This window comes from Candidatus Accumulibacter phosphatis (assembly GCF_012939955.1).
GTDB lineage: Bacteria > Pseudomonadota > Gammaproteobacteria > Burkholderiales > Rhodocyclaceae > Accumulibacter > Accumulibacter delftensis.
This window is the reverse complement of sequence record NZ_SPMY01000018.1, coordinates 12,450-37,912: the sequence shown is the minus strand read 5'-3', so window position 1 is coordinate 37,912 and position 25,463 is coordinate 12,450. Positions and strand designations below refer to the sequence as shown.

At 63.6% G+C, this 25,463-nt stretch carries 18 protein-coding genes, 1 tRNA gene and 1 pseudogene; 11 read left to right on the top strand and 9 right to left on the bottom strand.

Annotation, left to right across the window (positions count from 1 at the left end):
- Positions 1-24: 24 nt before the first annotated feature.
- The 4 genes from E4Q23_RS06685 to aroG all read left to right on the top strand — a co-directional run bounded on the left by E4Q23_RS06685 (position 25) and on the right by aroG (position 9,368).
- A complete protein-coding gene (locus tag E4Q23_RS06685) occupies positions 25-6,096 on the top strand; it encodes a PilC/PilY family type IV pilus protein (protein WP_169065915.1) in 6,072 nt (2,023 codons plus the stop codon).
- A 414-nt stretch (positions 6,097-6,510) separates the two neighbouring features.
- A complete protein-coding gene (locus E4Q23_RS06680; RefSeq protein ID WP_169065914.1) occupies positions 6,511-6,909 on the top strand; it encodes a hemerythrin domain-containing protein in 399 nt (132 codons plus the stop codon).
- 126 nt (positions 6,910-7,035) lie between these two features.
- Positions 7,036-8,184: an HD domain-containing phosphohydrolase gene (locus E4Q23_RS06675; RefSeq protein ID WP_169065913.1), complete on the top strand. Its 1,149-nt coding sequence runs from the start codon at positions 7,036-7,038 to the stop codon at positions 8,182-8,184.
- Between the two features lie 104 nt (positions 8,185-8,288).
- Positions 8,289-9,368, top strand: a complete 1,080-nt coding sequence (gene aroG, locus E4Q23_RS06670; protein ID WP_169065912.1) for a 3-deoxy-7-phosphoheptulonate synthase AroG — start codon at positions 8,289-8,291, stop codon at positions 9,366-9,368.
- Between the two features lie 184 nt (positions 9,369-9,552).
- On the opposite strand, the gene rpmG is transcribed toward aroG, so the two are convergent.
- From rpmG to E4Q23_RS06650, 4 genes are all read right to left on the bottom strand, one after another.
- On the bottom strand, positions 9,553-9,708 hold the full coding sequence (rpmG, locus tag E4Q23_RS06665; RefSeq protein WP_169065911.1) for a 50S ribosomal protein L33: 156 nt from the start codon (positions 9,706-9,708) through the stop codon (positions 9,553-9,555).
- A 14-nt stretch (positions 9,709-9,722) separates the two neighbouring features.
- A complete protein-coding gene (gene rpmB / locus E4Q23_RS06660) occupies positions 9,723-9,956 on the bottom strand; it encodes a 50S ribosomal protein L28 (protein WP_169065910.1) in 234 nt (77 codons plus the stop codon).
- A gap of 106 nt (positions 9,957-10,062) precedes the next feature.
- Complete coding sequence (gene radC / locus E4Q23_RS06655; protein ID WP_169065909.1) at positions 10,063-10,743, bottom strand: RadC family protein; 681 nt, start codon at positions 10,741-10,743, stop codon at positions 10,063-10,065.
- 214 nt (positions 10,744-10,957) lie between these two features.
- Positions 10,958-11,596, bottom strand: coding sequence for a glutathione S-transferase family protein (locus E4Q23_RS06650; protein WP_169065908.1), 639 nt, complete (start codon positions 11,594-11,596; stop codon positions 10,958-10,960).
- A 394-nt stretch (positions 11,597-11,990) separates the two neighbouring features.
- Here E4Q23_RS06650 and E4Q23_RS06645 point away from each other — a divergent pair, with 394 nt between their 5' ends.
- The 3 genes from E4Q23_RS06645 to E4Q23_RS06635 all read left to right on the top strand — a co-directional run bounded on the left by E4Q23_RS06645 (position 11,991) and on the right by E4Q23_RS06635 (position 15,735).
- The gene (locus E4Q23_RS06645; RefSeq protein ID WP_169065907.1) at positions 11,991-13,433 is read left to right on the top strand and encodes an HDOD domain-containing protein; all 1,443 of its coding nucleotides are present in this window, start codon (positions 11,991-11,993) and stop codon (positions 13,431-13,433) included.
- Positions 13,434-13,626: 193 nt separating this feature from the next.
- A tRNA-Asp gene (locus E4Q23_RS06640) sits at positions 13,627-13,703 on the top strand.
- A gap of 286 nt (positions 13,704-13,989) precedes the next feature.
- Positions 13,990-15,735, top strand: coding sequence for a lytic transglycosylase (locus E4Q23_RS06635; RefSeq protein ID WP_169065906.1), 1,746 nt, complete (start codon positions 13,990-13,992; stop codon positions 15,733-15,735).
- Between the two features lie 120 nt (positions 15,736-15,855).
- On the opposite strand, the gene E4Q23_RS06630 is transcribed toward E4Q23_RS06635, so the two are convergent.
- The 4 genes and pseudogenes from E4Q23_RS06630 to E4Q23_RS06615 form a co-directional block, all read right to left on the bottom strand.
- Positions 15,856-17,892, bottom strand: coding sequence for an ABC transporter ATP-binding protein (locus E4Q23_RS06630; RefSeq protein WP_169065905.1), 2,037 nt, complete (start codon positions 17,890-17,892; stop codon positions 15,856-15,858).
- Positions 17,889-19,361 carry an ABC transporter permease gene (locus tag E4Q23_RS06625; RefSeq protein WP_169065904.1) on the bottom strand — a complete coding sequence of 491 codons (1,473 nt, stop codon included), beginning with the start codon at positions 19,359-19,361 and terminating at the stop codon, positions 17,889-17,891. The genes E4Q23_RS06630 and E4Q23_RS06625 overlap by 4 nt, the downstream gene beginning before the upstream one ends.
- Positions 19,361-20,339: pseudogene (locus tag E4Q23_RS06620) on the bottom strand (ABC transporter permease). Before E4Q23_RS06620 ends, E4Q23_RS06625 begins: the two are co-directional and overlap by 1 nt.
- Before the next feature lie 59 nt (positions 20,340-20,398).
- On the bottom strand, positions 20,399-22,588 hold the full coding sequence (locus E4Q23_RS06615) for an ABC transporter substrate-binding protein (protein WP_169065903.1): 2,190 nt from the start codon (positions 22,586-22,588) through the stop codon (positions 20,399-20,401).
- Between the two features lie 195 nt (positions 22,589-22,783).
- On the opposite strand from E4Q23_RS06615, the gene E4Q23_RS06610 reads away from it, so the two are divergent.
- A complete protein-coding gene (locus E4Q23_RS06610; RefSeq protein ID WP_169065902.1) occupies positions 22,784-23,584 on the top strand; it encodes an SDR family oxidoreductase in 801 nt (266 codons plus the stop codon).
- Positions 23,585-23,777: 193 nt separating this feature from the next.
- Here the strand turns inward: E4Q23_RS06610 and E4Q23_RS06605 are convergent, their stop codons facing one another.
- Positions 23,778-23,924 (bottom strand): hypothetical protein, encoded by a 147-nt coding sequence (locus tag E4Q23_RS06605; protein ID WP_169065901.1) that lies wholly within the window; start codon positions 23,922-23,924, stop codon positions 23,778-23,780.
- A 224-nt stretch (positions 23,925-24,148) separates the two neighbouring features.
- Here E4Q23_RS06605 and E4Q23_RS06600 point away from each other — a divergent pair, with 224 nt between their 5' ends.
- The 3 genes from E4Q23_RS06600 to E4Q23_RS06590 all read left to right on the top strand — a co-directional run bounded on the left by E4Q23_RS06600 (position 24,149) and on the right by E4Q23_RS06590 (position 25,434).
- Entirely contained in the window at positions 24,149-24,400 is a 252-nt protein-coding gene (locus E4Q23_RS06600) for a type II toxin-antitoxin system ParD family antitoxin (RefSeq protein WP_169065900.1), read from the top strand.
- On the top strand, positions 24,397-24,729 hold the full coding sequence (locus tag E4Q23_RS06595) for a type II toxin-antitoxin system RelE/ParE family toxin (protein ID WP_169065899.1): 333 nt from the start codon (positions 24,397-24,399) through the stop codon (positions 24,727-24,729). The genes E4Q23_RS06600 and E4Q23_RS06595 overlap by 4 nt, the downstream gene beginning before the upstream one ends.
- Before the next feature lie 132 nt (positions 24,730-24,861).
- A complete protein-coding gene (locus tag E4Q23_RS06590) occupies positions 24,862-25,434 on the top strand; it encodes a hypothetical protein (RefSeq protein ID WP_169065898.1) in 573 nt (190 codons plus the stop codon).
- The last annotated feature ends 29 nt before the right edge of the window (positions 25,435-25,463 follow it).

Here is a 25,463-nt window from a genome sequence, read left to right as displayed (position 1 = left end):
AGAGGATTTGACCAGGAGTTCGCCATGGAAACCATCAAACACATGACCCGATCGAGCGCGTTGTTCGCGTTGATCGCCTCGCTCCTCGTCGCCACCAGCGTCCACGCGGCCCCGACGCAACTGGCCGCTTCGCCCCTCTCCGGCGCCTCGTCGGTGGCGATAGAGCCAAACATCCTCTTCGTGCTCGACGACTCGGGAAGCATGGACTGGGATTACCTGCCCGACTGGGCAGGGCTGAGCTCGCAACTGAACCAGACGCACAACCCACGCTTCAACGGCATCGCCTACAACCCGGCGGTCACCTATTCTCCACCCAGGTATTTCCAGGCCGACGGCACAGCCGACACCACCACCTACCCCAGCCAGACCACATGGACCGCGGTCAAGGACGACGGTTACGGCGTACAGAGTGCCGGCATCAGCAACCTGATCGGCAACGCCTATTACTTCACTACCGTCGCCGGCGAATACTGTACCAACCAGAGCATGAAGAACTGTGGCACCGACCCGACAGCGGTCCCTGCCTATCTGCGCTGGTGCAAGACGGCGGCCGACGCAGTGGCAGCGGCCCCTGCCGATGGAGCCTGCCAGGCGACCGAGGTCGACCCCAGCCCGCCGCCGCCGGCCGTCGCCGCCAATATTCCCTTCAATTTCCCGCGCATGCCGGCGCCGCGCACCAGCACGATCACCATCAGCGGCAGCAGCAGCACGTCGATCAGCAGCATCAAGGTCGACACCAAGGAGATCCTGTCGGTGGCGATCGCTGCCAGTAGCTCGCCGGCGGCGCTGGCCAGCGCCATCGAGGCCAGTATCAATGCCTGTACGTACGGGCTGGCTGGCGACTGCACGATCGTCGGCTACAACGCCGTCGCCACGGCCTCCGGGTCTGATTACACGATCACCATCAGCGCCCCCGCCGTGCCGACATCCGCACCGGTGCTCACCCAGATTGGGTCAATGGCCGGGACGCCAAGCGCTTTTGCCCGCCCGGCGAGCAACCTCGCTCCGGGCGAGAATCTGTTGACCGTGATCACCTCGACCACCACCGCCTACCCCAAGGCAGTCACCCGCAGCGACTGTGCCGCCAGCGAGTGCACGTATAGCGAGGAAATGACCAACTACGCCAACTGGTGGGCCTATTACCGGACGCGCATGCAGGCCATGAAAACAGCGACCAGCCTGTCTTTCGAGCCGATCAACAGCAGCTTCCGCGTCGGCTACATGACCATCAACAACAATACGACGACCGACTTCCAGAACATCGACTCATTCAACCCCGCCCAGAAGAAGGCCTGGTATGACAAACTGTTTGCCGCTTATCCCAAGAAAGACGCGCTGACGCCCTTGCGCGTCGCCTTGTCGAACGCCGGGCGCCTCTACGCCGGCCGGCTGAACGAGCTGACGTTCAACGGCGTCACCGTCGTCGACCCCGTCCAGCATTACTGCCAGCAGAACGTCACCATTCTGTCGACCGACGGCTACTGGAACGAGGGTGCCGGTTTCCAATGGAACGGCGTCACCGCCGTCGGCGACCAGGACGGCCCGGGCCTCGAAGTTCGCCCGCAACTCGACGGCGGCGCCCCGCAGCAGTGGAAGACCACGTCGCAGACCACCAAGACCGAAACGCCAACCTTGCCGACCCTGCGGCAAAAGACAACGGAGCAGGAGCAGAGCCAGGCGGCGCTGGTCGAAATCAGCACCTTCACGCAGGAGCAGACGCGGACGTCGCAGCTTCAGAGCCAGGACCCGCAGTGGCAAAGCAAGACTTCGCAACTTCAGATCAGCACCTTCACTCAAAAACAGATTAGTACGCTGACCCAGTTGCAGCAACAGACTGCCACCCTGCAAAAGAAGATCTTGACGCTGCAGGGGCGGACGGCCAACCTGCAGACGAAAAGCAAGACGCAGGACGAGGTGAGCACCTCGCAGCTACAAAGCCAGGCGGCGCTGCTACAGAGCAAGACCTACCAGTTACAGCAGAAGCTGATCCAGGTCCAGCAAAGAACCTCGAGCAACGGCGGCACGACGTGGACCGGCTGGAGCGATGTCGATGCGTGTTCGCCGGTGAAAAGCGGAGCCAACCGCGTCGATTGCCAGACATTGGCCCCGTCGCCCTGGAACAGCGTGTCAAGCTGCACGAAAGTGGACGGCGGTGAAACGGGTACCGGGGGGGAATACGACCCCAAGATCTACACCACCGATTCGCAATGCCAGTACACTTCGCCAGCGTGGGTCGACGCCGACTCCTGCACGCCGCTTGCACCGTCCCCGGGTCCTACCAGCTACACCGTCGGCACGGCGGTCGAATGCCAGAAGACCTGGCCGAACCCCTGGATCAACGCCTCGTCATGCACGAAATCAGACACTATGGAGTGCCAGTACACGCCATGGACCGGCTATTCCAAGGTCGACTCGTGCACGCCCCAAGCCCAATCCAGCGGGTCGCCCTACACGGTTGCGGTTGCAAGTCAATGCAGGACGAGCAGCTGGACGGACTGGGCCGACACCACGGCGAGCTGCACCAAGTCGGCAACGGTCGACTGCCAGTACGGCGGCTGGACCACTTACGTCGATGACCCTACCTGTGTTGTGGCCGACAAATCGACTGCCTCACCCTATACGGTCACCCGGGCCAAGCAGTGCCAGATGAGCGACGGCGGCTGGAAAGCCGTAGGAGCCGGTTTGACGTGCACCGAAGTGAGCACCGGTGCGACGCAAACGCAGTGCCGATACAACGACTGGAGCTCCTGGAGGGATGTCGCTTCGTGCACGGCCGTGGCGCCGTCTCCCGGACCGACCTACAGCGTCAGAACGGCAAGAAACTGCCAGACCGTCTGGACCACCGCCAAAGATACGCCAACTTGCGTTCCGACGGCAACCACGGTGTGCACGACGGTGTGGACCGCGTTCGCCGACACCTCGTCCTGCACCAAGGACGACACGACAAACTGCCAGTATACGCCCTGGACCGGCTGGAGCAATACCGCCTCATGCACCCCGCTGGCGCAATCGACCGGGCCAACAACATACACCGTCGGAACCGCTACCGAATGCCAGACGACGTGGCCCAACCCCTGGGTCGATGCCGACTCTTGCACCGCTTCGGACACCAGGAAATGCCAGTACGAAGACTGGAGCGGCTGGAGCCCTACTGACGGCTGCACGGCAGTAGCGCGAGCCGACGACTACAGCGTTGGCCTGGCCAGAGAGTGCGAGACCGACTGGACGTCCTGGGCCCCTACGGCTACCTGTGACATCGCCCCCGATACGAAATGCCAGACGACATGGCCAAACCCCTGGGTTGACTGGACGGACGCGAGCACCTGTGCGGCAAACGAAACTCTGAAATGTCAAACCGTTCCGGTCATCGCCGAGTGGACCGATGATCCCTTGTGCACGGCAGGCCGCGTCGCTGGACTGACCACCTATTGCCAGAACGTCGTCCCGCCGCCCGCCAAGTCCTTCGTGGCCACCGTCGACGACTGCAAGGCGGGAACGTTCGACGGTGTGATAACCAGTTGCGACACGGTAACGACCGGGCCGATCGACGACGACTCGTGTGTCGAGGCAGCAGCCAGCAAGGACAACGACTGGCTGACGACGAAGTGCCCCACGGTCGCCCTCGGCCCAACCAGCGACACCCTCGCTGACGTCGCCCAATACTACTGGAAGACGGATTTGCGCGATCCCTTGCAGCTTCCCGATCGCTGCACCGGTGGTCCAATCGTCAGCGGCGACTTCACCACTTACAACGACGTCTGCGTCAACGACGACACGAACCCGCGGCAATTCATGAACACCTATACGCTCGGTCTGGGCGCTTCCGGCCTGATGCAATACCAGGCCGATTACCTGACCGCGAGCAGCGGGGATTTTAACAGCCTCAAACTGGGCGTCACCGCTGACCCGGCCACCGGCCTGTGTCCATGGCAGAAAGCGGGCGAATGCAACTGGCCGAAACCGGAAAGCGACTCGCAGACCAATATCGACGACCTCTGGCACGCCGCCGTCAATGGCCGGGGCACCTACTTCAGCGCTTCCGACCCCGCTTCGCTGGCAACCGGCATCAGTGGCGCACTGTCCAGCGTCCGCGACAAGGCCGGTGCGCTGGCAGCGGTGACGGTCACCAGCCCGAACCTGGTGGCCGGCAGCGAGAACAGCCTCTTCGAGGTCTCGTTCAAAGCCGGAGAGTGGTCGGGTGACGTCGTCAAACGGACCATCAACGCAAGTACCGGCGTTCTGTCGGACCCGGTCTGGGCGGCACAGGCACTACTCGACGCCAAGGTCTCGGCGGGCACCCATACGGCACGCACAATCTACACTTACGATACGGCTCCCGACTCGACGAACAAGCTCAGGGATTTCCAGTGGGGCAATTTGAGCGCAGCCGAACAGGCCTACTTCGAGTTGCCGGCGATCAAGCCGCTGTCGCACTTCTGCGACGTCGGCACGATCTGCCTCACCTCCGAGACGCAAGGCAACGCCGACGGCGAACCGCTGCTCAACTTTGTGCGCGGTGACAAGACCAACGAAGGCCCGCTGGTGAACCTTGGCGCCTACTATCGCCAGCGAGCGCATCTGCTTGGCGACATTGCCGGCTCTGAAGCAGTCTATGTCCAGGGCTCGCCGTGGAATTATGCCGACTTGCAGTACGGCGCCTTCAAGAGCGCCAACTTGAGCAGAGCCGGCCGAGTCTACGTCGCCGCCAACGACGGCATGCTGCACGCCATCGACGCGGCGACCGGCGAGGAAGCGTGGGCGTATGTACCAACGCTGGTGATGCCCAAGCTCTACAAGCTTGCCGACAAGAACTATGCACTCCCCGGACGGCATCAGTTCCTGGTCGATGGCACGCCCGTCGCTGCTGACATCTGCATCAGCGACTGCGCGACCACATCGGCCGTCTGGAAGACCATCCTCGTTGGTGGCCTGAACCACGGTGGGCGCGGCTACTACGCACTGGACGTCACCGATCCCGCGGCCCCCAAGGGCTTGTGGGAGTTTACTGACGACAATCTGGGCTACACCTACGGCAACCCGGTGATCACCAAGCTCAAGAATGGCACCTGGGTGGTAATTGTCGCCTCGGGCTACAACAACGTCGTCCCAGGCGACGGGGAGGGACGACTGTTCATTCTCAACGCCACTTCCGGGGCCGTCATTCGCACGATCAGCACCGAAGTCGGTGATGCCAGCACCCCGAGCGGTCTGGCGCGGATTGCCGGCTGGGCAAACTTCCCGGACAACAACAACACCACGCAGCGCATCTACGGCGGCGACCTGCGCGGCAACCTGTGGCGTTTCGACATCAACGGCGATATTCCCGTCACCGTTGAGCCGCCGGTCTACGAGGCGCAGCGGCTGGCGAAGCTTGTTGATGCCGCTGGCGTCGCGCAACCGATCACCAGCAAACCCGAACTTGGCAAGGTCGGCAGCCATCCGGTGGTGTTTGTGGGCACCGGCCAACTGCTCGGCTCGGATGACCTGGTGACGGCGCAGCAACAATCGCTCTACGCGATCAAGGACCGCCTCACCGTCACTGACCTCACAGCAGACCCGCCTGTATATGGTGATTACGGAAGCCCACGGCAGCCGTTGTCGCCGCCACAGGAAACCCCTCCGCCCGGCGACTTCGTCAAGCAGACGCTGACCAGCGTGTTGTGCCCGGACAGCACGACCCTCTACTGCACGGTCACCAGCTCGGATTTCGCCGTTGATTTCAACAGCAACGACGGCTGGTATGTCGACTTCCCAGTCCTTGGCGAAAGGATCAACACCGACCTGCGCCTGCAGCTCGGCACGCTGGCGTTCAACACCAATACGCCAACCACAGGCGCCTGCGTTCCGGTCGGCGTCAGCTACGCCTACTTCCTCGACTACCGGAGCGGTGGTGCTGTCGAAGGAACGGACGGGCTGGTCGGCACCAAACTGGGCGACTTCCTGAGTACCTCGCCAAGCGTCATCCGCCTCGAGGACGGCACGATCAGGGAATTGATCCGGACCGACACCCCGGATACGATCAGTGCGCCGGTTCCGACCGCGCCGACGCCGCTCGATACACGCCGCGTTTCCTGGCGGGAGCTGGTTACCGAGTAGCCCGCCCGCGCAGCACCAGAAGGCCGCGAAAGCGGCCTTCTGCTTGATTTTCCCCGCCAAGCCCAGCGGCCAAAACGCCAAGCGGGTGATCGCGCCCTGTCAAGGGTCACGCCGCGCGCGCAATCGCCTGCGCGTGCACCGTTAACTCGGCGGCGCTCTTCCGGCGTGCTGTCCATGGACAGCCCCTCAAAACGCCGACACCGAGGCCTGTCATTCGCTACAATCGCCGACTGTGAGAGCGGGCTCGCCGCAACCAGCCGCAACACGCGGCGAACCGGCCGTCTGACGCTGCTTCGCCAATCGCAATCGCAATCGATGTCGCTGCGATCGCTGCCGCCATTGCCCGCCGCCCGCCGCTACCCGTTTGCTCGCCCGACCCAGACGGGACCGCATAAACACTCAAGGACTCTTGCCATGAAACGCCACCAGACTCTCCAGGACCTCTCGCGCGAGCACCATAGTGCGCTCAAGCTGGCGCTCGGCGCCCGCCGTGCGGCCACTTCGGGCGATGCCGGGAAAATCGCCGCGGCAATCGCGAGTTGCGCCGACGTTTTTGCCGCGGAGCTCGAACCTCATTTCAGGATTGAAGAATCCAGCCTGCTGCCGGCCATGGCCCAGGCCGGCGAAGAGGCCCTGGTTGCGCGCACGCTGCGCGAGCATGCCGAGCTACGTACCCTCCTCGGCCGTGTGCTGGATGCCGATGCCGATGCCACCACCCTGCTCAGTTTCGCCGACCTGCTGTCGGCACACGTCCGCTTCGAGGAACGAGAACTGTTCGAAGTTGCCCAGCAGCGTCTTGTGCCGCAAGCTTGACCCAGCGCCGCCGGCCCAGGTTTTCGCCAAGCATCCGTTCCTCGCCGCGACTTTCTTCGCGGTCCAGGCCTGGCAAGCCAGCCATCGTTCATTTTGGCTGCTTGCGACTTCCCCAGCAGGATCCTCATGGCCACACTTCTGATCGTCGACGACACCCCCGCAAGCCTGTCGCTGCTGAGCGACCTTCTCAGCCCGCTGCATCGGGTGCGCACCGTCGACTCGGGGCCGCGCGCCTTGCAGGCAGCAGCCAGCCAGCCGCGGCCCGATCTGATCCTCCTCGACCTCGTGATGCCGGAGATGGACGGCTACCAGGTACTCGGCCACTTGTTGGCCGACCCGGCCAGCGCCGACATCCCGGTGATCTTCGTCAGCGCGCTCGATTGTAGCGATGACGAGGAGCGCGGCCTGGCACTGGGTGCAGCCGACTGCATCAGCAAACCGTTCCGGCCGGCGATCGTCCTGGCGCGGGTCAAGGCGCAGCTCGAACTGAAAGCAGCCCGTGACCTGCTGGTACGCGATCACCACTGCAAGCTGCAGCGTGAGATCGACCGGCGGATGGCCGAAAATCGCCAGATCCAGGATGTCAGCATCCGCGCACTGGGGCGACTGGCGGAAATTCGTGACCCTGAGACAGGGAATCATTTGCGCCGCACGCAAGCCTACGTCCGCACGCTGGCCATGGAGCTAAGTTCGCACCCGCGCTTCGCAGCTTTCCTGACGGCACACAACATCGAGGTGCTGGTCAAGTCGGCGCCGCTGCACGACATCGGCAAGGTCGGCATTGCGGACCACATCCTGCGCAAGCCCGGCAAGCTGACCGCGGAGGAATGGGTCGAAATGAAAAAGCATAGCCTCCTTGGCGCGCAGGCCATCGAACAGGCCGACAAGGACGCCGAACGACCTCTCGAATTCCTCAGCATGGCCAGGGAAATCGCCCACTATCACCACGAAAAATGGGATGGCTCGGGCTACCCGGAAGGCCTCGCTGGCGACGCGATTCCGATTTCGGCACGGCTGATGGCCCTCGCCGACGTCTTTGATGCCTTGCTCGCGCAACGCGTCTACAAGGCGGGGCTACCGGTCGAAGACGCGCTGCGGATCATTCGCGAAGGGCGCGGCAGCCACTTCGACCCGGATGTCGTCGACGCCTTTTTTTCCCGCCAGGACGAGTTCCTCGCCATCGCCGCCCGGCACGCTGACGGCGACGCCCGCCGGGCCGATGAGCGAACACCTTCGCCAACACAGACTCCGAGCCGCGCAGAAAATAGCAGCTGAGCCCTTGCCAAGCGCTCGCAAAGCACAAGCCGTGCCGTGTATCTTCCCGGTTTCCATTAGAATCGATCCTTTGCCGACTCAGGCCGCCCTCCGGAGAATGCCTCATGACCTTGCAGAGCAAGCCCAACACCGACGACGTTCGCATCCGGGAAATCAAGGAGCTGGTCCCGCCAGCGCACGTTTTTCGCGAATTTCCGGTCGGCGTTCGCGCTGCAACGACCACCTATGAAGCGCGCCAGAACATCCATCGCATCCTGCACGGCGCCGACAATCGCCTGCTGGTAGTGATCGGGCCGTGTTCGATTCACGATGTCGATTCGGCCATCGAATACGCCACGCGACTGCAGAAGGAAGTGCCGCATTTCGAGGACGATCTGCTGATCATGATGCGCGTCTATTTCGAGAAGCCGCGCACGACCGTCGGCTGGAAGGGCTTGATCAACGACCCGCGTCTCGACAATAGTTTCCGGATCAACGAAGGCCTCCGCCTGGCACGCGGCTTGCTGTTGCAGATCAATGATATAGGCCTGCCCTGCGCGACCGAATTCCTGGATACCATCACCCCGCAATACACCGCCGACCTGATTGCCTGGGGAGCGATCGGGGCGCGCACCACCGAATCACAGGTGCATCGTGAACTGGCCTCCGGCCTGTCCTGCCCGGTCGGCTTCAAGAACGGCACTGACGGCAATATCCGCATCGCCATCGACGCCATTCGCGCCGCGCAGTCGCCACACCACTTCCTCTCGGTGACCAAGGCCGGCCATTCGGCGATCGTATCGACCTCCGGCAACGAGGACTGTCACGTCATCCTGCGCGGCGGCAAGGAACCAAACCACGATGCCGCACACGTCGACGCCGCGTGCAAGGAAATTGCCGCCGCCGGACTCGCCGCGCGGCTGATGATCGACGCCTCGCACGCCAACAGCGAGAAGCGCTTCAAGCAACAGATCGAGGTCGCCAGGACGACCGCCAGGCAGGTAACGGCCGGCGACGAACGGATCATCGGCGTGATGATCGAATCACACCTGGTGGAAGGACGCCAGGATCTGGTGCCCGGCCAGCAGCTCGAATACGGCAAGAGCGTCACCGACGCCTGCCTGGGCTGGGAAGACTCGCTGCTGGTGCTGGAGTTGCTCGCCAAGAGCGTCCGTGAGCGCCGCCTGGTCGAAGCCGCCGCGTAAGGTTTGGCATCCGAGAGGCGGCAAGGCGGGGCCTGCCGCCGCCAGCAGCAAGCGCGCAGCGACGGGGCCGTAGTAAGCCGGGGCGACACCAGGCCGGGACGACAAACAGCGGGGCGGCCGCTTTCGCGGCCGCCCCGCCGGTGGGAACAGCTTTCCGTCAGCAGCGCGCGAGCGCGCGCGTCGCTCAGCGGAGCTTGATCTCCTTGTAGATCACGTGCTTGCGGACCTTGGGATCGTACTTCTTGATCTCCATCTTGCCCGGCATGGTGCGCTTGTTCTTGGTCGTGGTGTAAAAGTGGCCGGTTCCGGCGGTCGACTCAAGCTTGATCTTGTCACGCATAGCTGCTCTCCTGGTCAGATCTCGCCGCGCGCACGCAGGTCTGCGAGCACAACGTCGATACCGTTCTTGTCAATGGTGCGCAAACCGGCGTTCGATAAGCGCAAGCGCAGCCAACGGCTTTCGCTCTCGATCCAGAAGCGGCGATACTGCAAATTCGGAAGGAAGCGGCGCTTCGTTCTATTGTTGGCATGGGAAACATTGTTCCCCACCATCGGGCCTTTGCCCGTGACTTGGCAAACACGCGCCATGATTGTCGCTCCAATTGTCTGAGGGAAGAAAACCCGCGATTCTAGCGCAGGCAAGGGTCTACTTCAAGCGTTTTGGCCCACTCGTCCAAGCTGCTGTCGTCGCAAGCTACAACAAGCCGCGCTCGGCAAACGAGAGTGGCGGCGATTGCCCGGCAACGATGAAATGATCGAGCACCCGCACCTCGATCAGCGCCAACACCTGTTTCAGCTCGCTGGTCAGCAGTTCGTCAGCGCGCGAGGGTTCGGCAACCCCCGACGGATGATTGTGCGCCAGCACCACCGCCGCCGCATTATGCCGCAGCGCGTGCTTGAGCACCTCGCGCGGATAGACGCTGGTTTGCGTCAAGGTGCCGCGAAACAGTTCTTCGGTGGCAATCAGGCGATTCTGGGCGTCCAGCCACAGGGCCAGAAAGACCTCATGCTGCAAGCTGGCCAGATGCAGCCGCAAATAGTCGCGCACCCCGCCGGGAGAAGCGAAAGTCAGCCCCTCCTCCTTCAGCTCTTCGCCGAGCGCCCGCCGCGCCATTTCCAGCACCGCCTGCAACTGCGCATACTTCGCCGGCCCCATCCCCGGCACCGCAGAAAAATCGGCCAGGCTGGTCGCAAACATGCGGTTCAGCCCACCAAATCCGCCAATCAACTCGCGCGCCAGATCCACCGCGCTTTTTCCCTTGCTGCCGACGCGCAAGAAAATCGCCAGCAATTCAGCATCCGATAGGGAAGCGGCACCGCGCGCCAGCAGGCGCTCACGTGGTCGCTCGTCTTCAGGCCAGTCGCGAATTGCCATGTCGACACCTCAAGGAAAAGCCTCGGTCAGGCATATTACCCACAGCACAGCCGCTGGTACAGGCGATTTCGCTGCCGATACAGCACCTTGGCACACCTAGGGCCGGCTTATCGCTTATCGGACGGGGAATCGCGCGCCTACAAACGCCGGCGAGAAGCCCCTCGCGCGACATTCGGAGCCCGTTCGACCCCTGGCGCTTGATTGTCTCCGAGGTTCAACTGGGCGGCATCACGGCGTGCACGCTGCTGCGCTCGTTCATGCGCCCCAACCAGGCCTCGATGCTCGGCGCCGCGGCAAGCAGGGCCAGGCCTTCCGGGGTCGCGCGCAGGTAGGTCACTACCGGCAGGACGTGCAAATCGGCGAGGCTCACGGTCGCACCACCGAAGTAGTTTGCCTCGCCCAGCAAGCGCCCGATCTCTTTGAGGAACAACGCCGCCCGCGGCTTGGCCGCCTCGATTTCGGCTTCGTCGGTCTGGCCACCGAGTGCCGGCACCAGGACACGGGGAATGAAAATATGAGTGATCGACGCCGGGTAGCCGTAGCTTTCAACGATGCCCATCACCTGATTGACCCGGCTGCGGCCAACGGGCGTCGCGGGCATCAAGGCCGGTCCCGGAAACACCTCGTCGATATAGCGCATGATCGCCGCTGCCTCGTAGATCGAATGGCCGTCGTGTTCGAAGGCGGGCATTTTTCCCCAGGGATGGCGGGCCAGATGCGCCTCTTCCAGATGCTGACCCTTGACCAGATCCACGGCGACCAGCGTGTGCGCTACGCCCTTTTCCTCCAGGGCCAGGCGAACGGAACGAACGTAGGTGCTGATGGCATCACCGTAAACGAGAGTTTGGCTCATGACTTGTCTCCTATGGGTTTGTTCCAGTGAGTTTGTACAGGACGAGCCTCGACTGAAGTCGGCCGTACGAGCACCATTCTGCCCGCTGATCGCCGCTTTTGCACTCGGGAAATAGCGCTGCTGCTTGCTCCCACGCGCTGCTGCCGTTGGGCGGGATGTGCAAAGCGACCCGAAAAAAACTCCCGGAAAGCACCGCCGAGCGGATCGCCGCTGCGGTCGGCAAGCGTGCTCGCCAGCCGCTGCCAAGCCACCGCGCCGATTGACGGCAGTGACCGGAAGCCGGGATACTCGCTTCGGCGCGGCCAAATTCCTGACNNCTNNNCGCCCACCCGCCCGCCCGTCCAGCCGACAGCGACGGCCGACGATCTCCGACAACGAACGAGCGAGGCAGCAAATGGCACCGGCAGAACTTACCTTGGGCGATGCTTCGCTGATCACGGCCACCTTCCTGTTTACCGACATTGAAGGCTCGACCAACCTCTGGGAAACCGAATCGCAGGCCATGCGCGTCGCCCTGCAGCGCCACAACGCGCTGCTTTCGGCGGCCATCGAGCGCCACCACGGCTATGTCTTCAAGACCGTTGGCGATGCTTTCTGCGTCACTTTCGACGATGCCAGCGAGGCGCTGCACGCCGCCTGCCAGATCCAGGCCAGCCTCGCCGCCACGCGCTGGCCGACGAAGTCAGCGCTGCGCGTACGCGTCGCGCTGCACACCGGCCCGGCGTACCTGAGCAGCGGCGACTACTTCGGAACGACGGTCAACCGCTGCGCGCGCGTGCTGGCGGTCACGCTTGGCGGACAGACACTGCTCACTTCGCCGACCGAAGCCCTGGTGCGCAAATCCTTGCCGGCGGAAACCAGCCTGCGCGATACCGGCATGCTGCGCCTGCGCGACCTGCCGCACCCGATACACGTCTTCCAGCTGATTCACCCCGGGCTGTCGCCGAGCTTGTGCGAGCTGGGCGCCACCGCGGACGGACACAAGCTGACCACGGAACCGATGGCACGTTTCCGCCCCGTCGACCTCTACGAAGTCCCGACGCTGCCGGCGATCGTCGTGCAGGCACTCAAGGTCCTGCAGAATCCGAACAGCGATGCCCGCGCCGTCGAGCGAGTGATCGTCAATGATCCAGCGATCTCGGCCAAGATCCTGCGCGTCGCCAACTCCGCTTTCTTTGGCTTCTCGCGGCGCATCAGCACCATTTCCGAAGCGGTGCGGGTGCTCGGTTTCACCAATGTTCAGGGAATGATCTTCTCGGTTGGCGCCTTCGATTCCTTCCGCACCGAGCGCCTGAACCTGACCGAGTTCTGGAAGCATTCGATCGCCACCGCCGCCGCCGCACGCTTCCTTTCCCCACACCTCGAGTGCTCGGCCGACGAAGCGTTCATGGCCGGCATCCTGCACGACATCGGCAAGCTGATTTTCGCCATCCAGGCCGAACCTGCCTACCATCAAGTACTCGAGCTGCGGCGCGGCGCGGCAGCGATGAGCAGTCTCGAAGCCGAGCGAACGCTGTTCGAATTCACTCATCCGGAGGTCGGCGAGATGGTCGCCGAGCGCTGGGATCTGCCAGCGCGCTACATCGCCGCCATCGCCCACCATCACGACCCGCAAGCGGCTGGCGAGGAGCGCGCTTTCTGCGCCCTGATCGGACTGGCCGACCAGGCCGCCTACGCCGCACTGGGTGGCGCGACGCCGCCATCAGCGGAACATGACCGCCAGCGAGCCGCCCTGCTCGAGCTGCTGGCCTTGCGCCCGCGGCACTGGGACGAGTGCCTGCAACACCTGCACGACGCGCACACCGACATCAACGGCTTTGTCGGTGCGATCCGCTGATGCGACGAAATGCAGCGAAATACAGCGAAATGCAGCAAAAACATGCGCGGCGCTGCGAGCGGCTCTTTTCCCCTTGCTTGCCCGCCAAATTCCGCTATAATGCGCAGCTTCCCGGTTGCAAGGGCCTCGCCAGACAGCAGCAGAGAGGCCGCGACAGGGAGCAGCAGGGCAACAAAAACACAAGAAAACACAAGGAGTGGTAGTTCAGTTGGTTAGAATACCGGCCTGTCACGCCGGGGGTCGCGGGTTCGAGTCCCGTCCACTCCGCCAGCACAAGAAAGCAAAAAGCCCAGCCAGCCTGGGCTTTTTCTGTTTTACGCCTGGCAACCGCCAAGGGCGCGCGCTCCCTTTCCGGGGGCCAGCAGCCAGCCCCCCCCGTCGGCGCGAGCGCGTCTCTGCGCCGCAAATGATCACTACAACAGCGAGATGGCTGTTCTATAATCAGAAGCTTGTCGGGCAAAATTCCACCAGGTGAACCGGCTCAGGTGAAGCGCACAGCTCAACCGATTTCGTCGGGACAACTGGCACCGCCCGCGAACGAGGACAGGACCACCGGATGACGTCACGAATCGCTTTCGCACTTGTTACTGCTCTTGCCTGCGCTACCGCCTGGTCGAACGACGCGGCGAGCGTAAATCCTCAGTCAGAGGTTCCAGCGCTGACCGCCCCGGCACGCAGCGAGGCCGCGGCAAGCGCCGTCCCGGCAGGAAGCGATGGCCCCTTGCCGGTGGTTGAAGTAGCCGCGCCGGCGCGACTCCCCGAGACCATCGACCTGACCTACGAGTCGGCGGAGATCTTCCAGCACCTGCGGCGCGGCTTCGCGATGCCGAACATCAACAGCGAGCTCGTTCTGCACCATCAGCAGTGGTATCTGAACCGCCCGGACTACTTGCGGCGGATGATCACACGCAGCAGCCGTTACCTGCATTTCATCATCATCGAGCTCGACAAGCGCGGCATGCCGCTGGAAATTGCCCTGCTGCCGATGGTCGAGAGCGCCTACAACCCGACGGCCTACTCGCGCAGCCATGCCTCCGGCCTGTGGCAGTTCGTGCCGGCGACCGGCAAGCAATACAATCTGGAACAGAACTGGTGGGTCGACGAACGGCGCGATATCGTCCAGTCGACCGGCGCGGCACTCGACTACCTGCAGTACATTTACGAACTGCACGGCGACTGGCACCTGGCGCTGGCCTCCTACAACTGGGGCGAAGGCGCGGTCGGTCGGGCGATCAAGAAAAACGCCGCGCAGGGTCTGCCGACCGATTACATGAGCCTCAAGATGCCTGAGGAAACGCGTAACTACGTCCCCAAGCTGCAGGCCTTGAAAAACATTTTCAACAATCCCAATATCCTCGCCGACCTCGACATGCTCGGCGTCCCGATGCGTCCCTACTTCGCGACGGTTACCAACTCCGGCAATATCGACGTCAAGCTGGCAGCAAAACTGGCTGAAATGCCGGTCCAGGAGTTCGTTGCGCTGAACCCTTCGCACAATCGCGCGGTGATCAGATCCGAAACGCCCATGGTCATCCCGGCCGACAAGCTCGAAACCTTCGCCCACAACCTCGAAGCGCACGAGGAAAGCGACAAACCTCTCTCTTCCTGGCAAGCCTATACCCTGCGCCCGGGCGAGAAACTCGAAGAGGTCGCGCCACGCTTCGGCATGACGGTAGCCGGCCTCAAGGCTGTAAACGGTCTCCAGGGCCGCATGCGGGTTGCTTCGGGAGCGACACTGCTGGTCGCAGGTGAAGGAAACGAACCGCAAGACATGGGCCTGAAGGCTTCGCCAGAGGAGCAGCCGCTGGTCTTTGCAGCGCCGGCCCAGCGAGCGGAAAAACCGGCAACGGAAAGACCGGCTGCGGAAAAACCGGCGCCAGGCGTGGGCACGCAAACCAGCACGCACGAGGTGCGCAAGGGCGAGACGCTGAGTGCGATCGCCCGGCGCTACGGAATGAGCCTTGCCGAGCTGAAAAGCCTCAACAAGCTCCGCTCCAATACCGCGAAATACGGCACCCGGCTAACGGTGACCAGCAGCACCCAGGCCAGCGCCTCCACCCGCGTCAAGACCGAGATCGCCAGCAAGGAAACGCCAGCGAAAAGCAAGCCAACGCGAACGGCGAGCGGGCCCACGACGGCTGCGCCTGCCGCGGCCGCTCCGCGCACACATACCGTGCGCCGGGGAGAGACGCTGTCCAGCATCGCCCAACGCTACGACATGAGCATCAGCGAACTCAAGAAGCTCAACAAGCTGCGTTCGGATCAGGTGACCTCGGGCACGAAATTGCGGGTTCAGTCCTGATCCTGAAGTAGCCGGCAAAGCCTCGTCAGCGAAGCGTCAAGCGGGCTTGCCAACTTTCCGGCTTTTGCCAACTTTCCGGCTTACCAACACCGCGCGCTGCCATGGCAGGAGCAGTGGCAGCTACGCATGGAGATGGCAACGCACCGTGTGCGTGCTCGACAGCGCCGTCGTTTCCGGATAGCGCTCACGGCAGGCAGCCGTGGCCTGCCGGCAGCGCGGATGGAAATGGCAACCGCTCGGCGGATTGGCTGGTGACGGCGTTTCCCCGGGCAGGCGAATGAAGGCCGGCTGCGCGTCGAGGCGAGTGCTGGGCACCGCCGACAACAAGGCGCGCGTATAGGGGTGCTGCGGCGAACGCAGAACCTCATCGACTGTCCCGCGTTCGACGATGCGGCCAAGGTACATCACCGCCACCTCGTGGGCGAGATGGTCGACCACCGCGAAGTTGTGGGTGATGAACAGATAGGCCAGCCCGAGATCGGCCTGCAGCGTCGCCAGAAGATTGAGAATCTGTGCCTGCACCGAAACATCGAGCGCCGAAGTCGGCTCGTCGCAAATCACCAGATCCGGCTGCACCGCCAGCGCCCGCGCAATGGCGATGCGCTGCCGCTGCCCGCCCGAGAATTCATGCGGATAGCGACTGGCGGCCGCCGCTTCGAGGCCGACCTGCTCGAGCACGGCAGCAATCGCCGCGCCCCGGCCCTGGCGCTGCATATCGATGCGCAAAGCGCCCATGCCCTCGCCGATGATTTCGCCGACCGACATGCGCGGGTTGAGCGAAGCGAAGGGATCCTGGAAGATCATCTGCATGCGCCGCCGCAGCGGACGCCGTCCCTTGCGCGTCAGGCTACCCAGTTCCTGCCCGAGCAGGTGCACGCTGCCGCTGCTGGCGGCGATCAACTGCAGGATGGCCTTGCCGACCGTCGTCTTGCCGCAGCCCGACTCGCCGACCAGCGCCAGCGTCCTGCCCCGCGCCAACTCCAGCGAGACGCCATCGACCGCGCGCACCTGTCCGACCGTGCGCTGCAGGATGCCGCGCCGGATCGGAAAATGAACACGCAGCTCGTCGACGCTGAGCAATACCGGTGACACTACATCACCGCCCCCGCTAGACAGCGCTTCGCTGCTGCCAGCACTGGTGGCCGTGCTGGTACGCGCCACGGCGTCCGGCAAGGCGTCCAGATGGCAGCGCAAGCGATGGCCCAGCGCCACCTGCCGCCATTCCGGCGCCTGCTGCCGGCAAAGCTCCCAGGCGTACTGGCAACGGCTCGCGAAGCGGCAGCCGGCGGGCATTGCGGAGAGCGGCGGTACCTGTCCGGGGATCGTATCGAGCCGACCTCCGCGCCGTTCCAGATCGGGCAAGGCGGCGAACAGCTTCTGCGTGTAGGGATGGCGCGCCGCCGAAAAGAAGACCGCGTGTGGCGCCTCTTCAACGATCTGGCCGGCGTACATCACCGCCACCCGCGTTGCCATCTGGGCGACGACGCCGAGGTCGTGGGTGATCAAGAGCATGCCCATCGCGCGCTCGGCCTGCAGCCGGCGCAGCAACTCGAGAATCTGCGCCTGAATGGTCACGTCCAGCGCGGTGGTCGGCTCGTCGGCGATGAGCAGGCGCGGATTGCCGGCCAGCGCGACGGCGATCATCACCCGCTGCTTCATGCCGCCGGAGAGCTGGAAGGGATACTCGCCGAGACGGCGTGGCGCATCGGCGATGCCGACCGCACTGAGCAGTTCGAGCGAACGTTCGCGCGCCGGCTGGCCGGCCAGGGCAAGGTGGCGTTCAAGCACTTCACCGATCTGATGACCGACGGTAAGCACCGGATTGAGGCTGGTCGCCGGCTCCTGAAAAATCATCGCCATGCCGCCGCCGCGCACGCCGCGCATTTCGGCTTCCGGCAAGGCGAGCAGATCGCGGCCTGCAAAACGCACCGCACCGCCGGGAATCCGCCCGGCAGCGGGCAGCAGGCGCAGCAGGCCGAGCGCCGTCGCCGACTTGCCGCAACCCGACTCGCCAAGCAGGGCCAGGGTCTCGCCGGCAGCGACCTGGAAGTCGACGCCGTCGACCGCCGCCAGCAATGAACGGCCGCTGGCGAAAGCGATGCGCAGATTCGCCACTTCGAGCAGCTTTTGGTCGCTCAAGCTCGTTTCCTCAATCATGCCGAGCCCGCCATCCGCGGATCAAAGGCGTTGCGTACCGCGTCGGCGAGCAGGTTCGCCGCCAGCACCAGCGTAAACATGAACGTAAAGGCGGCAGCCAGCGACCACCAGACCATCGGTTCGCGCGCCAGCTCCATGCGCGCGTTGTTGATCATCGTGCCGAAACTGATCATCGTCGGATCGACGCCGATACCGACGTAGGAAAGCACCGCCTCGGCGAGCACCAGACTCGAGAAATCCATCACCAGCGCGATGATCACGATGTGCATCAGATTGGGCAGGATGTGGCGGCCGATGATGCGCAGATCGGCCACTCCGAAAGCCTGGGCGGCCTGGATGTACTCCAGTTCGCGCAGCTTCAGGGTCTCGCCGCGCAGCAGGCGGCAGAGGCCGGTCCAGCTGGTCACCCCGAGGATGAAGCAGAGCGCCAGCAGGCGCAGGTCGGCGCGTTCGGCGGCGGTGGCGAACCACTGCGGATGGTTGTCGATCAGCACCTGCATCATCAGCACCGCGGCGGCGATCAGCAGCACCCCGGGAATCGAACTGAGCGTGGTATACAGGTACTGGATCAGGTCATCCACCCAGCCGCGGAAGTAACCGGCGAGGACGCCGAGGAAAATCGACAGCGGCAAGGTGACCAGGGTCGTCACCAGCCCGATGACCAGCGCCGTGCGCACGCTCTTGAGGACCTGATAGAAGACATCCTGGCCGACCTTGTCGGTGCCGAAGACATGGTAGTGGCCAGCGAGCATCGCCAGCGGCAGGGCGACCAGCAGGACGACGCCGAGCGCGGCGAGTACCGCGTTCCACGCGAAGTCGCTCTCATTGCTCCAGATGCGTCGCCAGGCCTCCATGTGCGCACAGCTCTCGCGGCGCGCCAGGCGGGCCGCAGTCGCCGCCGCCAGCACCCACCAGGCAAGAATGGCCAGCACCAGGGCATGCAGCAGGCGCTGCCCGACGTCGGCGTCGCGACCCGCTTCGTCGGCGCCGAGATGAGCACCGCCATGGCGCAGGCGCGGATAATCGCGCGTTTGCTGCAGCTCGCCAGCCGCGTCGCGCGACTCGATCGACTCCTTGGCGTAGGCACGCGTCGCCAGGGGTTCGGAATAGGTTTTCTCGTTTTGCGTGCGTAGCGGCGTCAGGATCGCGTCGAGCAGCGACAGCACTTCGACGGCGTAGGCTGCCGGCTGCTTGCTGACGTCGCTGGCCGCCGGGCTGGCTTCGCCACTGGGCCGCTGCCCGGCCGCATTTTCCAGGCGCGGCCGATAATGCAGCGAATCCAGCAGACCGACGACAACGAAGACCAGCAACACCGTCGCCGAAGCCATTCCCGCCCGGCTGTGACCGACGCGCTGCCAGGCCGTCCGCCACAGCGGATTGCGCAGGGACAGCCAGCCGAAAATAGCGGCCGCGACGAAGAGCAGCCAGATCAGCACATCCGACCAGAGGATGACGGGGAGGAAGGCCATCAGTTGAAACGAATCCGCGGATCGACGAAGGTGTAGGAGAGATCGGTAAGAATCAGGCCGACGATGTACAACACCGAGCCGATGAAGACCATCGCCCGCACGACCGCAAAATCCTGCGCGTTGATGGCGTCGATGGTATAGCTGCCGAGGCCGGGAATGCCGAAGAAGGATTCGGTGAGCAGCGAGCCCATGAACAGCAGCGGGATGACCACTACCACCCCGGTCAGGATCGGGATCATCGCGTTGCGCAGGACGTGGCGAAAAAGCACCGCCAGTTCGGAGAGCCCCTTGGCACGCGCGGTGCGCACATAGTCGCGCGAGATCTCCTCCAGGAAGATGGTGCGATACCAGCGCGTCGACGAACCAATCCCCGAGATGACCCCGATCAGCACCGGCAGGATGACGAATTTCCAGGCATCGAGGCCGCCACCATAGCCCGAGATCGGCACCAGCTTCCACATCTTGCTGATCAGAAACTGGCCGCCGATGATGTAGAACAGGCCGGAGATCGACATCAGCGCCACGCACAGCACGACGCCCCAGAAATCGAGGTAGCTGGCGCGAAAAAAAAGTCAGCATCAGCGCAAAGGAAACGGTCACCAGCAGGCCGAGGATGAAAGTCGGCAGCGCAATCGCCAGCGACGGCCCCATCCGCGAGCTGATTTCGCGGGCGATGTCGCGGCCGTCCTCGGCGCGCCCGAAATCGCCGGCAAACATGCGCGCCGACTTGCTGAAGAAGATGGTATCGGTGAACACCGCGCTGCCACTCGCCGCTTCGTTGATAAACAGCGGCTTGTCGTAGCCGCGCTGGGCCTTCCATTTGTCGATCGCCTCCGGCGTCACGCGCTTGACGCCAAGCTGCATGCGCGCCATGTCATCGGGGGTATTGACGATGAAGAACAGCGCGAAAGTGATCACGTTCACGCCGATCAGGATCGGCAAGGCATAGAGCAGACGGCGAACGAGGTAAGCGAGCATGGTGCGCGACTATACCTCAAGCCGCAGCGCAAAGCGGCTTGCCCGGAGCGCGGCGCACATCAGCGCGCGGTCCCGCGCTCGCGGCGCCGATAGCCGATCGCCGCCGGCAAGACGACCGCCACCAGCAGCAGCAGCGCGACAAGCAGCGGCCAGAGCACCGGCTCATTCCATTGCTGCCGCAGGCGCTCGCGCTCGGCGACGTCGATGCGCTGATATTTGAGGATATTGTTGCCGACATCCGTCGACTTGCGGTTGTGCAGCCAGTCATGGCCGAGGGTATAGCTCTTCGGATGAAAGCCGAAGATCCACGGCGCGTCGTTCTGTAGCAAGGCTATCGCCTGACGGATGATGGCCAGCCGTTCAGCGCCGCGTGGTCCGTCGCTTTCCATGTTCTTCATGCGCTCGAAGAGGCGGTCGTACTCGGGATTGGCGTAGTTGGAGGCATTTTCACCGCCGACCGCAACCTTGCCGTCGGTGCCGTCGAGCAGGAACAGGAAGTTCTCCGGATCCGGGTAGTCGGCGTTCCAGCCGAGGTAGTAGAGCTGCACCGCCCCCTTGCGAATCTTCTCCTGAAAGCGGTTGAAGTCGGTCGAGCGCACGAGCAACTGGATATCGAGCTTGGCGAACTGCCGGGTCAGCCAGTCGAGCCGCGACTTCTCGCCCATGCCACCGCTGGTGGTATCGAGACTGAGGACCAGCGGCTCGCCGGTTTTGGCGTTGCGACCATTCGGCCAGCCGGCTTCGGCGAGCAGCTTCTTCGCCACCTCGATCGACTTGCGTCGCGGCCGCCCGTCGACCCAGTCGTACACCACCGGGTTATTACCCTCCTCACCGTCGAGATAGCCGAAAATCCCCGGCGGCAGGGGGCTGGTTGCGGCGATGCCGCGACCGTTCATGAAAATCGAGATGAACTCCTCCTGGTCGATGGCGATGGACAGCGCCTGGCGCAACTTCGTCGCCTCCTCGGAGAGGCCGCCGACGACCGGATCGAGCATGTTGAAACCCATGTAGAAAACCGAGGGACGCACGCTGGTCAGCAGGCGGATGCCCTTCCCGCGCATCTCGTCGGTCAGGCTGACGTCACCCCCGCCGCCGAGACGCACCGCCTGGTCGAAGCTGTCCGAGGAAATCCCGGACGCGTCGTAATAGCCCTGCAGGAACTTGTTCCAGTAGGGAATCGCCTCCTTCTCGCGCGAAAAGACGGCCTGGCCGATGAACGGCAAGGCCTTGCCGCAATCCGCCAGCAGCCCGGCCGCCTCGTCGCCGGCCTCGCCGACACAGGGATGGCTCTCGCCATGGAAGTTCGGGTTGCGCTCAAGCACCATGCGGCTGTTGGGATCGTTGCGGGTGAGCATGAACGGCCCGGTGCCGACCGGATACCAGTCCAGCGTCAGGTTCTTCTCGGCCATTCCCGGCATGCTGTAGAAACGGTCGACCTCGCGCGGCACCGGCGCGAAGAAAGGCATCGCCAGCCAGTAGGGAAACTGCGGATACTTGCCGCGCAACTCGATGCGATAGCTGTAGCGATCGAGGCGACTGACGCCGCTCAGCGGAAAACGATCGAGATCCAGCCAGGCCTCTGGCGGCAGCTTTTTCGCTTCCTCGTTCAGCGCCGCACCCAGTTCCGGCAGGCCGATGATGCGCTCGCTCATCATGCTGAAGATCGGCGAATGCAGGCGTGGATGGGCCAAGCGCTTGATCTGGTAGATGTAGTCGTCGGCGACCAGTTCGCGGCTGCCGGTCGCGGCGAAATCGGCGATCACCTCGATGCCGCGCAGCTTCTCGGCGTCCAGTTCGCCATAGACCGGCTGCCCGGCGGCGTCGGTGGCAAAAGCCGGATGCGGCTGGTAGCGAATGCCCGGGCGAATGTGAATGTCGTAAACACTGCGCGCGATCTCGGCGGCCGGTGCGTCGGCCGGCAACTCGCGGCCCTCGGCGTCGTAGTAGCGCGGCACCGGTACGCTCTCACTGGTCGCCGGAATCAGCGTGTACGGCCGCTTCAGGTAGTGGTACTGCAGCGGCGGCTCGTAGATCTGCGCAGTGAAGGTGATTTCGTCCTCGCTGTACGACTGCACCGGATCGAGGTGTTTCGGACGCTCGGTGAAGGCCGCATAGAGAATATTTTTGCCGCGCTCGGCCTGCGGATAGGGATCGTTCTGCTCACTGCTGCAGGCCGCCAGCAGGAACAGCAGCGACAGCAGCGCAAGCAGAAGAAGCAGCGGGCGAAGGGCAAGGCGAAAGGGGGGCATGGGCGGCAGTTTACCTTGAAGTCCGCCGCTTTGGCTGCACGGCGCAGCATCCGGCACTCGCCATTGGCAAACGCCCGCCACCTGACAGACTGCGTGCTTTTGCCGAGCGAGTGATGCAATTCCTTTATAATGCGTCGGTTATGCTGATTCGCAGCCAAGCTGCCAACGCAACCCATTCTAGTTACGGGAGAAGTCATGGGATTCCTCGCCGACAAGCGAATTCTGATCACCGGCGTACTATCGAAGCATTCGATCGCCTACGGCATCGCCAAAGCCTGCCACCGCGAAGGCGCGCAACTGGCCTTCACCTATCAGAACGAACGCTTTGAAGCTCGCGTCGCCAAATTCGCCGCGGAGTTCGACAGCACCCTGGTCTATCGCTGCGACGTTGCCGAAGACGCCGATATCGACGCGCTGTTCGCCGCTCTCGCCGAGCACTGGGACGGCCTCGAAGGCCTGGTGCATTCGATCGCCTACGCCCCCGGCGAAGCCATCGAAGGCGACTTCCTCGACGGCATCTCGCGCGACGCCTTTCGCATCGCCCACGACGTTTCCTCGTACAGCTACGCCGGACTGGCCAAGGCCGCCCGGCCACTGCTCCTGAAAGGCCGCAACCCGGCCCTGCTGGCGCTCTCCTACCTCGGCGCCGAACGCACCCTGCCCAACTACAACACCATGGGCCTGGCCAAGGCCAGCCTCGAAGCGGCCACCCGCTACCTCGCCTTCTGCCTCGGCCCGCAAGGCATCCGCGCCAACGCCATCTCGGCCGGCCCGATCAAGACCCTGGCCGCGTCCGGAATCGGCAACTTCTCGCGCCTGCTCGCCTACAACGCCCACAACGCCCCCCTGCGCCGCAACATCACCATCGACGAAGTCGGCAACGCCGCCGCCTTCATGCTCTCCGACCTGGCCAGCGCGATTACCGGCGAGATCATGTACGTCGATGGCGGGCTGAATACGACGGCGCTGGGTAACGCGGATCCAATGCCCGGCTAACGGTCATGACATGTCGAGACACCCCTGATCATGAAAGTCATGACCGCCCCCCCTCTCACTTGCAGTGCGCATTCCGGCTTGCACGCCGGAATCGTTCGCCGGGCAGGGAGCATGCTCCCTGAATTCCCCGCCTCACCCCCGGCCCTTCTCCCGCGACGGGAGAAGGGAGTTTCGTGAGTCGCATACGCGACTTTCACATTAATGCTCGGAAAGTCCGGCACGACAGTGCCGGCGACTCGCCGCCGTAGAACATGCCGACGAGGGAAACCTGCTTACCGCATGCGTCGAGGGCGGCCACGGCGCGCTTCTTGTGGTGAGCAGAAGACAGGCGGTTGGCCAAGCGATGCTTCGTGGTTCGGAGGGCAGCCACGGCATTCGGAAACAATCCGAAGCGAGGTTTCTGTCATTTTTTCGTGATGGTCTCTTGACGACCCTTATGGAAAGCTTTCCATAAGGGTCGTTGCAGTCATCAGCGCGACAAGGAAGCGGTCGTCCAGCGCAACTGATGAGACGGAGGCGAATAAGCGACTTGCCAAATTTTGCCAAGAAGCCTAGTCTGCGTCCATGAGCACAATGAATATTTCCTTGCCCGACAGCCTGAAGTCCTTCGTGGACAAGCAGGTGAGCGAACGTGGCTACGGCACCAGTAGTGAGTACGTGCGCGCATTGATCCGCAAGGATCAGGATCGTCAGCACTTGCGTGGTTTGTTGTTGGCCGGCGTAGCCACTGCGCCGACGTCGCCGGCTGATGCCGCCTACTTCGAAAGTCTGCGTGGCCGGGTACACAAAGCCGCCAAGTCGGTTTCTCGCGGGTGAAGGTCAAGCCCGTCGTTCCCCGTGAACGGGCAAACCAGGACGTCGACGACGCGATAGCTTACTACCTCGAAGAGGCTTCCTCGGCGGTGGCGCTGGGCTTCATTGACGCACTGGAACGGAGCTATACCCACATCGCGCGCTATCCTGGCACGGGTTCGCCTCGCTATGGACATGAGTTGGACCTTCCCGGCCTACGCGCCTGGGCGCTGTCGTCCTACCCCTACCTCGTGTTCTACGCCGAGCAACCGAACCACATCGACGTCTGGCGCATACTGCATGGCCAGAGCGACATTCCCGCCTGGATGCAGGATCCAGACGTCTTCTCCTGACGTGATCGCCGGGCACCCCACGGGGCGGTTGTCACGGTCCGCTTATCGGAGCTCCGCTCCAGTGGCAGTTAATGGCCGAAACACGCCGCCCGGCAATCGTACTACAAGGCCGCCATCGACAAGCAATCGAGTTTGACAGGCGGCCGTCCGGCGCGGTCAATCAAGAGTCATTGGAGCCAAAACCTCGTAACGCCGAATATCAGCCCCGACGACCTGGCGGCGATTGCCGCCGCGATCACGACCCTGCAGGAGAAACTCGGCGGCCTGATCGAGTTCTCGGTCGAGCAGCGGCGTAGCCTGGCGAAGATGGGCGACAAGTCGGAAGCCTTTTGCCGACAGACGCTGATCGTCCTGGCGCAGAACAGGCAGATCATCCCGCCGGAACTCGATCTCGCCGAAGCCGAGCGCGATCTCCACAAGCTCGATCTCTTGCGACCGCACCTGGCCAGCCTGCGGCAGCTGGTGGGCAAAGCCGACGACACCGAAATAGCGCTCGGCAGCGACATCCTGACGGCCGCGCTCGAGGCTTATGCGCTGGCCAAGGTCTTCGGCAATGGCGCCGGGCGTCGACCTGCCGATTACCATCGCGAAGTGAGCGCTAGGCGAACCGGCCACCCGTGGTCCAGCAGCGCACAGCTGCTGCACAGGCGTTTGCTGAAGAAGGGGTCGTTCTCGGAAAACAGAAAACAGAGCACGCTAAGGTAGCGTTGCACACAGTATGGAAGCTATGAATT

Excerpts from the sequence above, each read along its gene's own strand:
- E4Q23_RS06630 (WP_169065905.1), bottom strand. The coding sequence starts at position 17,892 with ATGATTGAGGAAACGAGCTTGAGCGACCAAAAGCTGCTCGAAGTGGCG.
- E4Q23_RS06615 (WP_169065903.1), bottom strand. The coding sequence starts at position 22,588 with ATGCCCCCCTTTCGCCTTGCCCTTCGCCCGCTGCTTCTTCTGCTTGCG.
- rpmB (WP_169065910.1), bottom strand. The coding sequence starts at position 9,956 with ATGGCGCGTGTTTGCCAAGTCACGGGCAAAGGCCCGATGGTGGGGAAC.
- E4Q23_RS06625 (WP_169065904.1), bottom strand. The coding sequence starts at position 19,361 with ATGGCCTTCCTCCCCGTCATCCTCTGGTCGGATGTGCTGATCTGGCTG.
- E4Q23_RS06680 (WP_169065914.1), top strand. The coding sequence starts at position 6,511 with ATGAAACGCCACCAGACTCTCCAGGACCTCTCGCGCGAGCACCATAGT.
- aroG (WP_169065912.1), top strand. The coding sequence starts at position 8,289 with ATGACCTTGCAGAGCAAGCCCAACACCGACGACGTTCGCATCCGGGAA.
- radC (WP_169065909.1), bottom strand. The coding sequence starts at position 10,743 with ATGGCAATTCGCGACTGGCCTGAAGACGAGCGACCACGTGAGCGCCTG.
- rpmG (WP_169065911.1), bottom strand. The coding sequence starts at position 9,708 with ATGCGTGACAAGATCAAGCTTGAGTCGACCGCCGGAACCGGCCACTTT.
- E4Q23_RS06650 (WP_169065908.1), bottom strand. The coding sequence starts at position 11,596 with ATGAGCCAAACTCTCGTTTACGGTGATGCCATCAGCACCTACGTTCGT.
- E4Q23_RS06610 (WP_169065902.1), top strand. The coding sequence starts at position 22,784 with ATGGGATTCCTCGCCGACAAGCGAATTCTGATCACCGGCGTACTATCG.
- E4Q23_RS06675 (WP_169065913.1), top strand. The coding sequence starts at position 7,036 with ATGGCCACACTTCTGATCGTCGACGACACCCCCGCAAGCCTGTCGCTG.
- E4Q23_RS06635 (WP_169065906.1), top strand. The coding sequence starts at position 13,990 with ATGACGTCACGAATCGCTTTCGCACTTGTTACTGCTCTTGCCTGCGCT.
- E4Q23_RS06600 (WP_169065900.1), top strand. The coding sequence starts at position 24,149 with ATGAGCACAATGAATATTTCCTTGCCCGACAGCCTGAAGTCCTTCGTG.
- E4Q23_RS06685 (WP_169065915.1), top strand. The coding sequence starts at position 25 with ATGGAAACCATCAAACACATGACCCGATCGAGCGCGTTGTTCGCGTTG.
- E4Q23_RS06645 (WP_169065907.1), top strand. The coding sequence starts at position 11,991 with ATGGCACCGGCAGAACTTACCTTGGGCGATGCTTCGCTGATCACGGCC.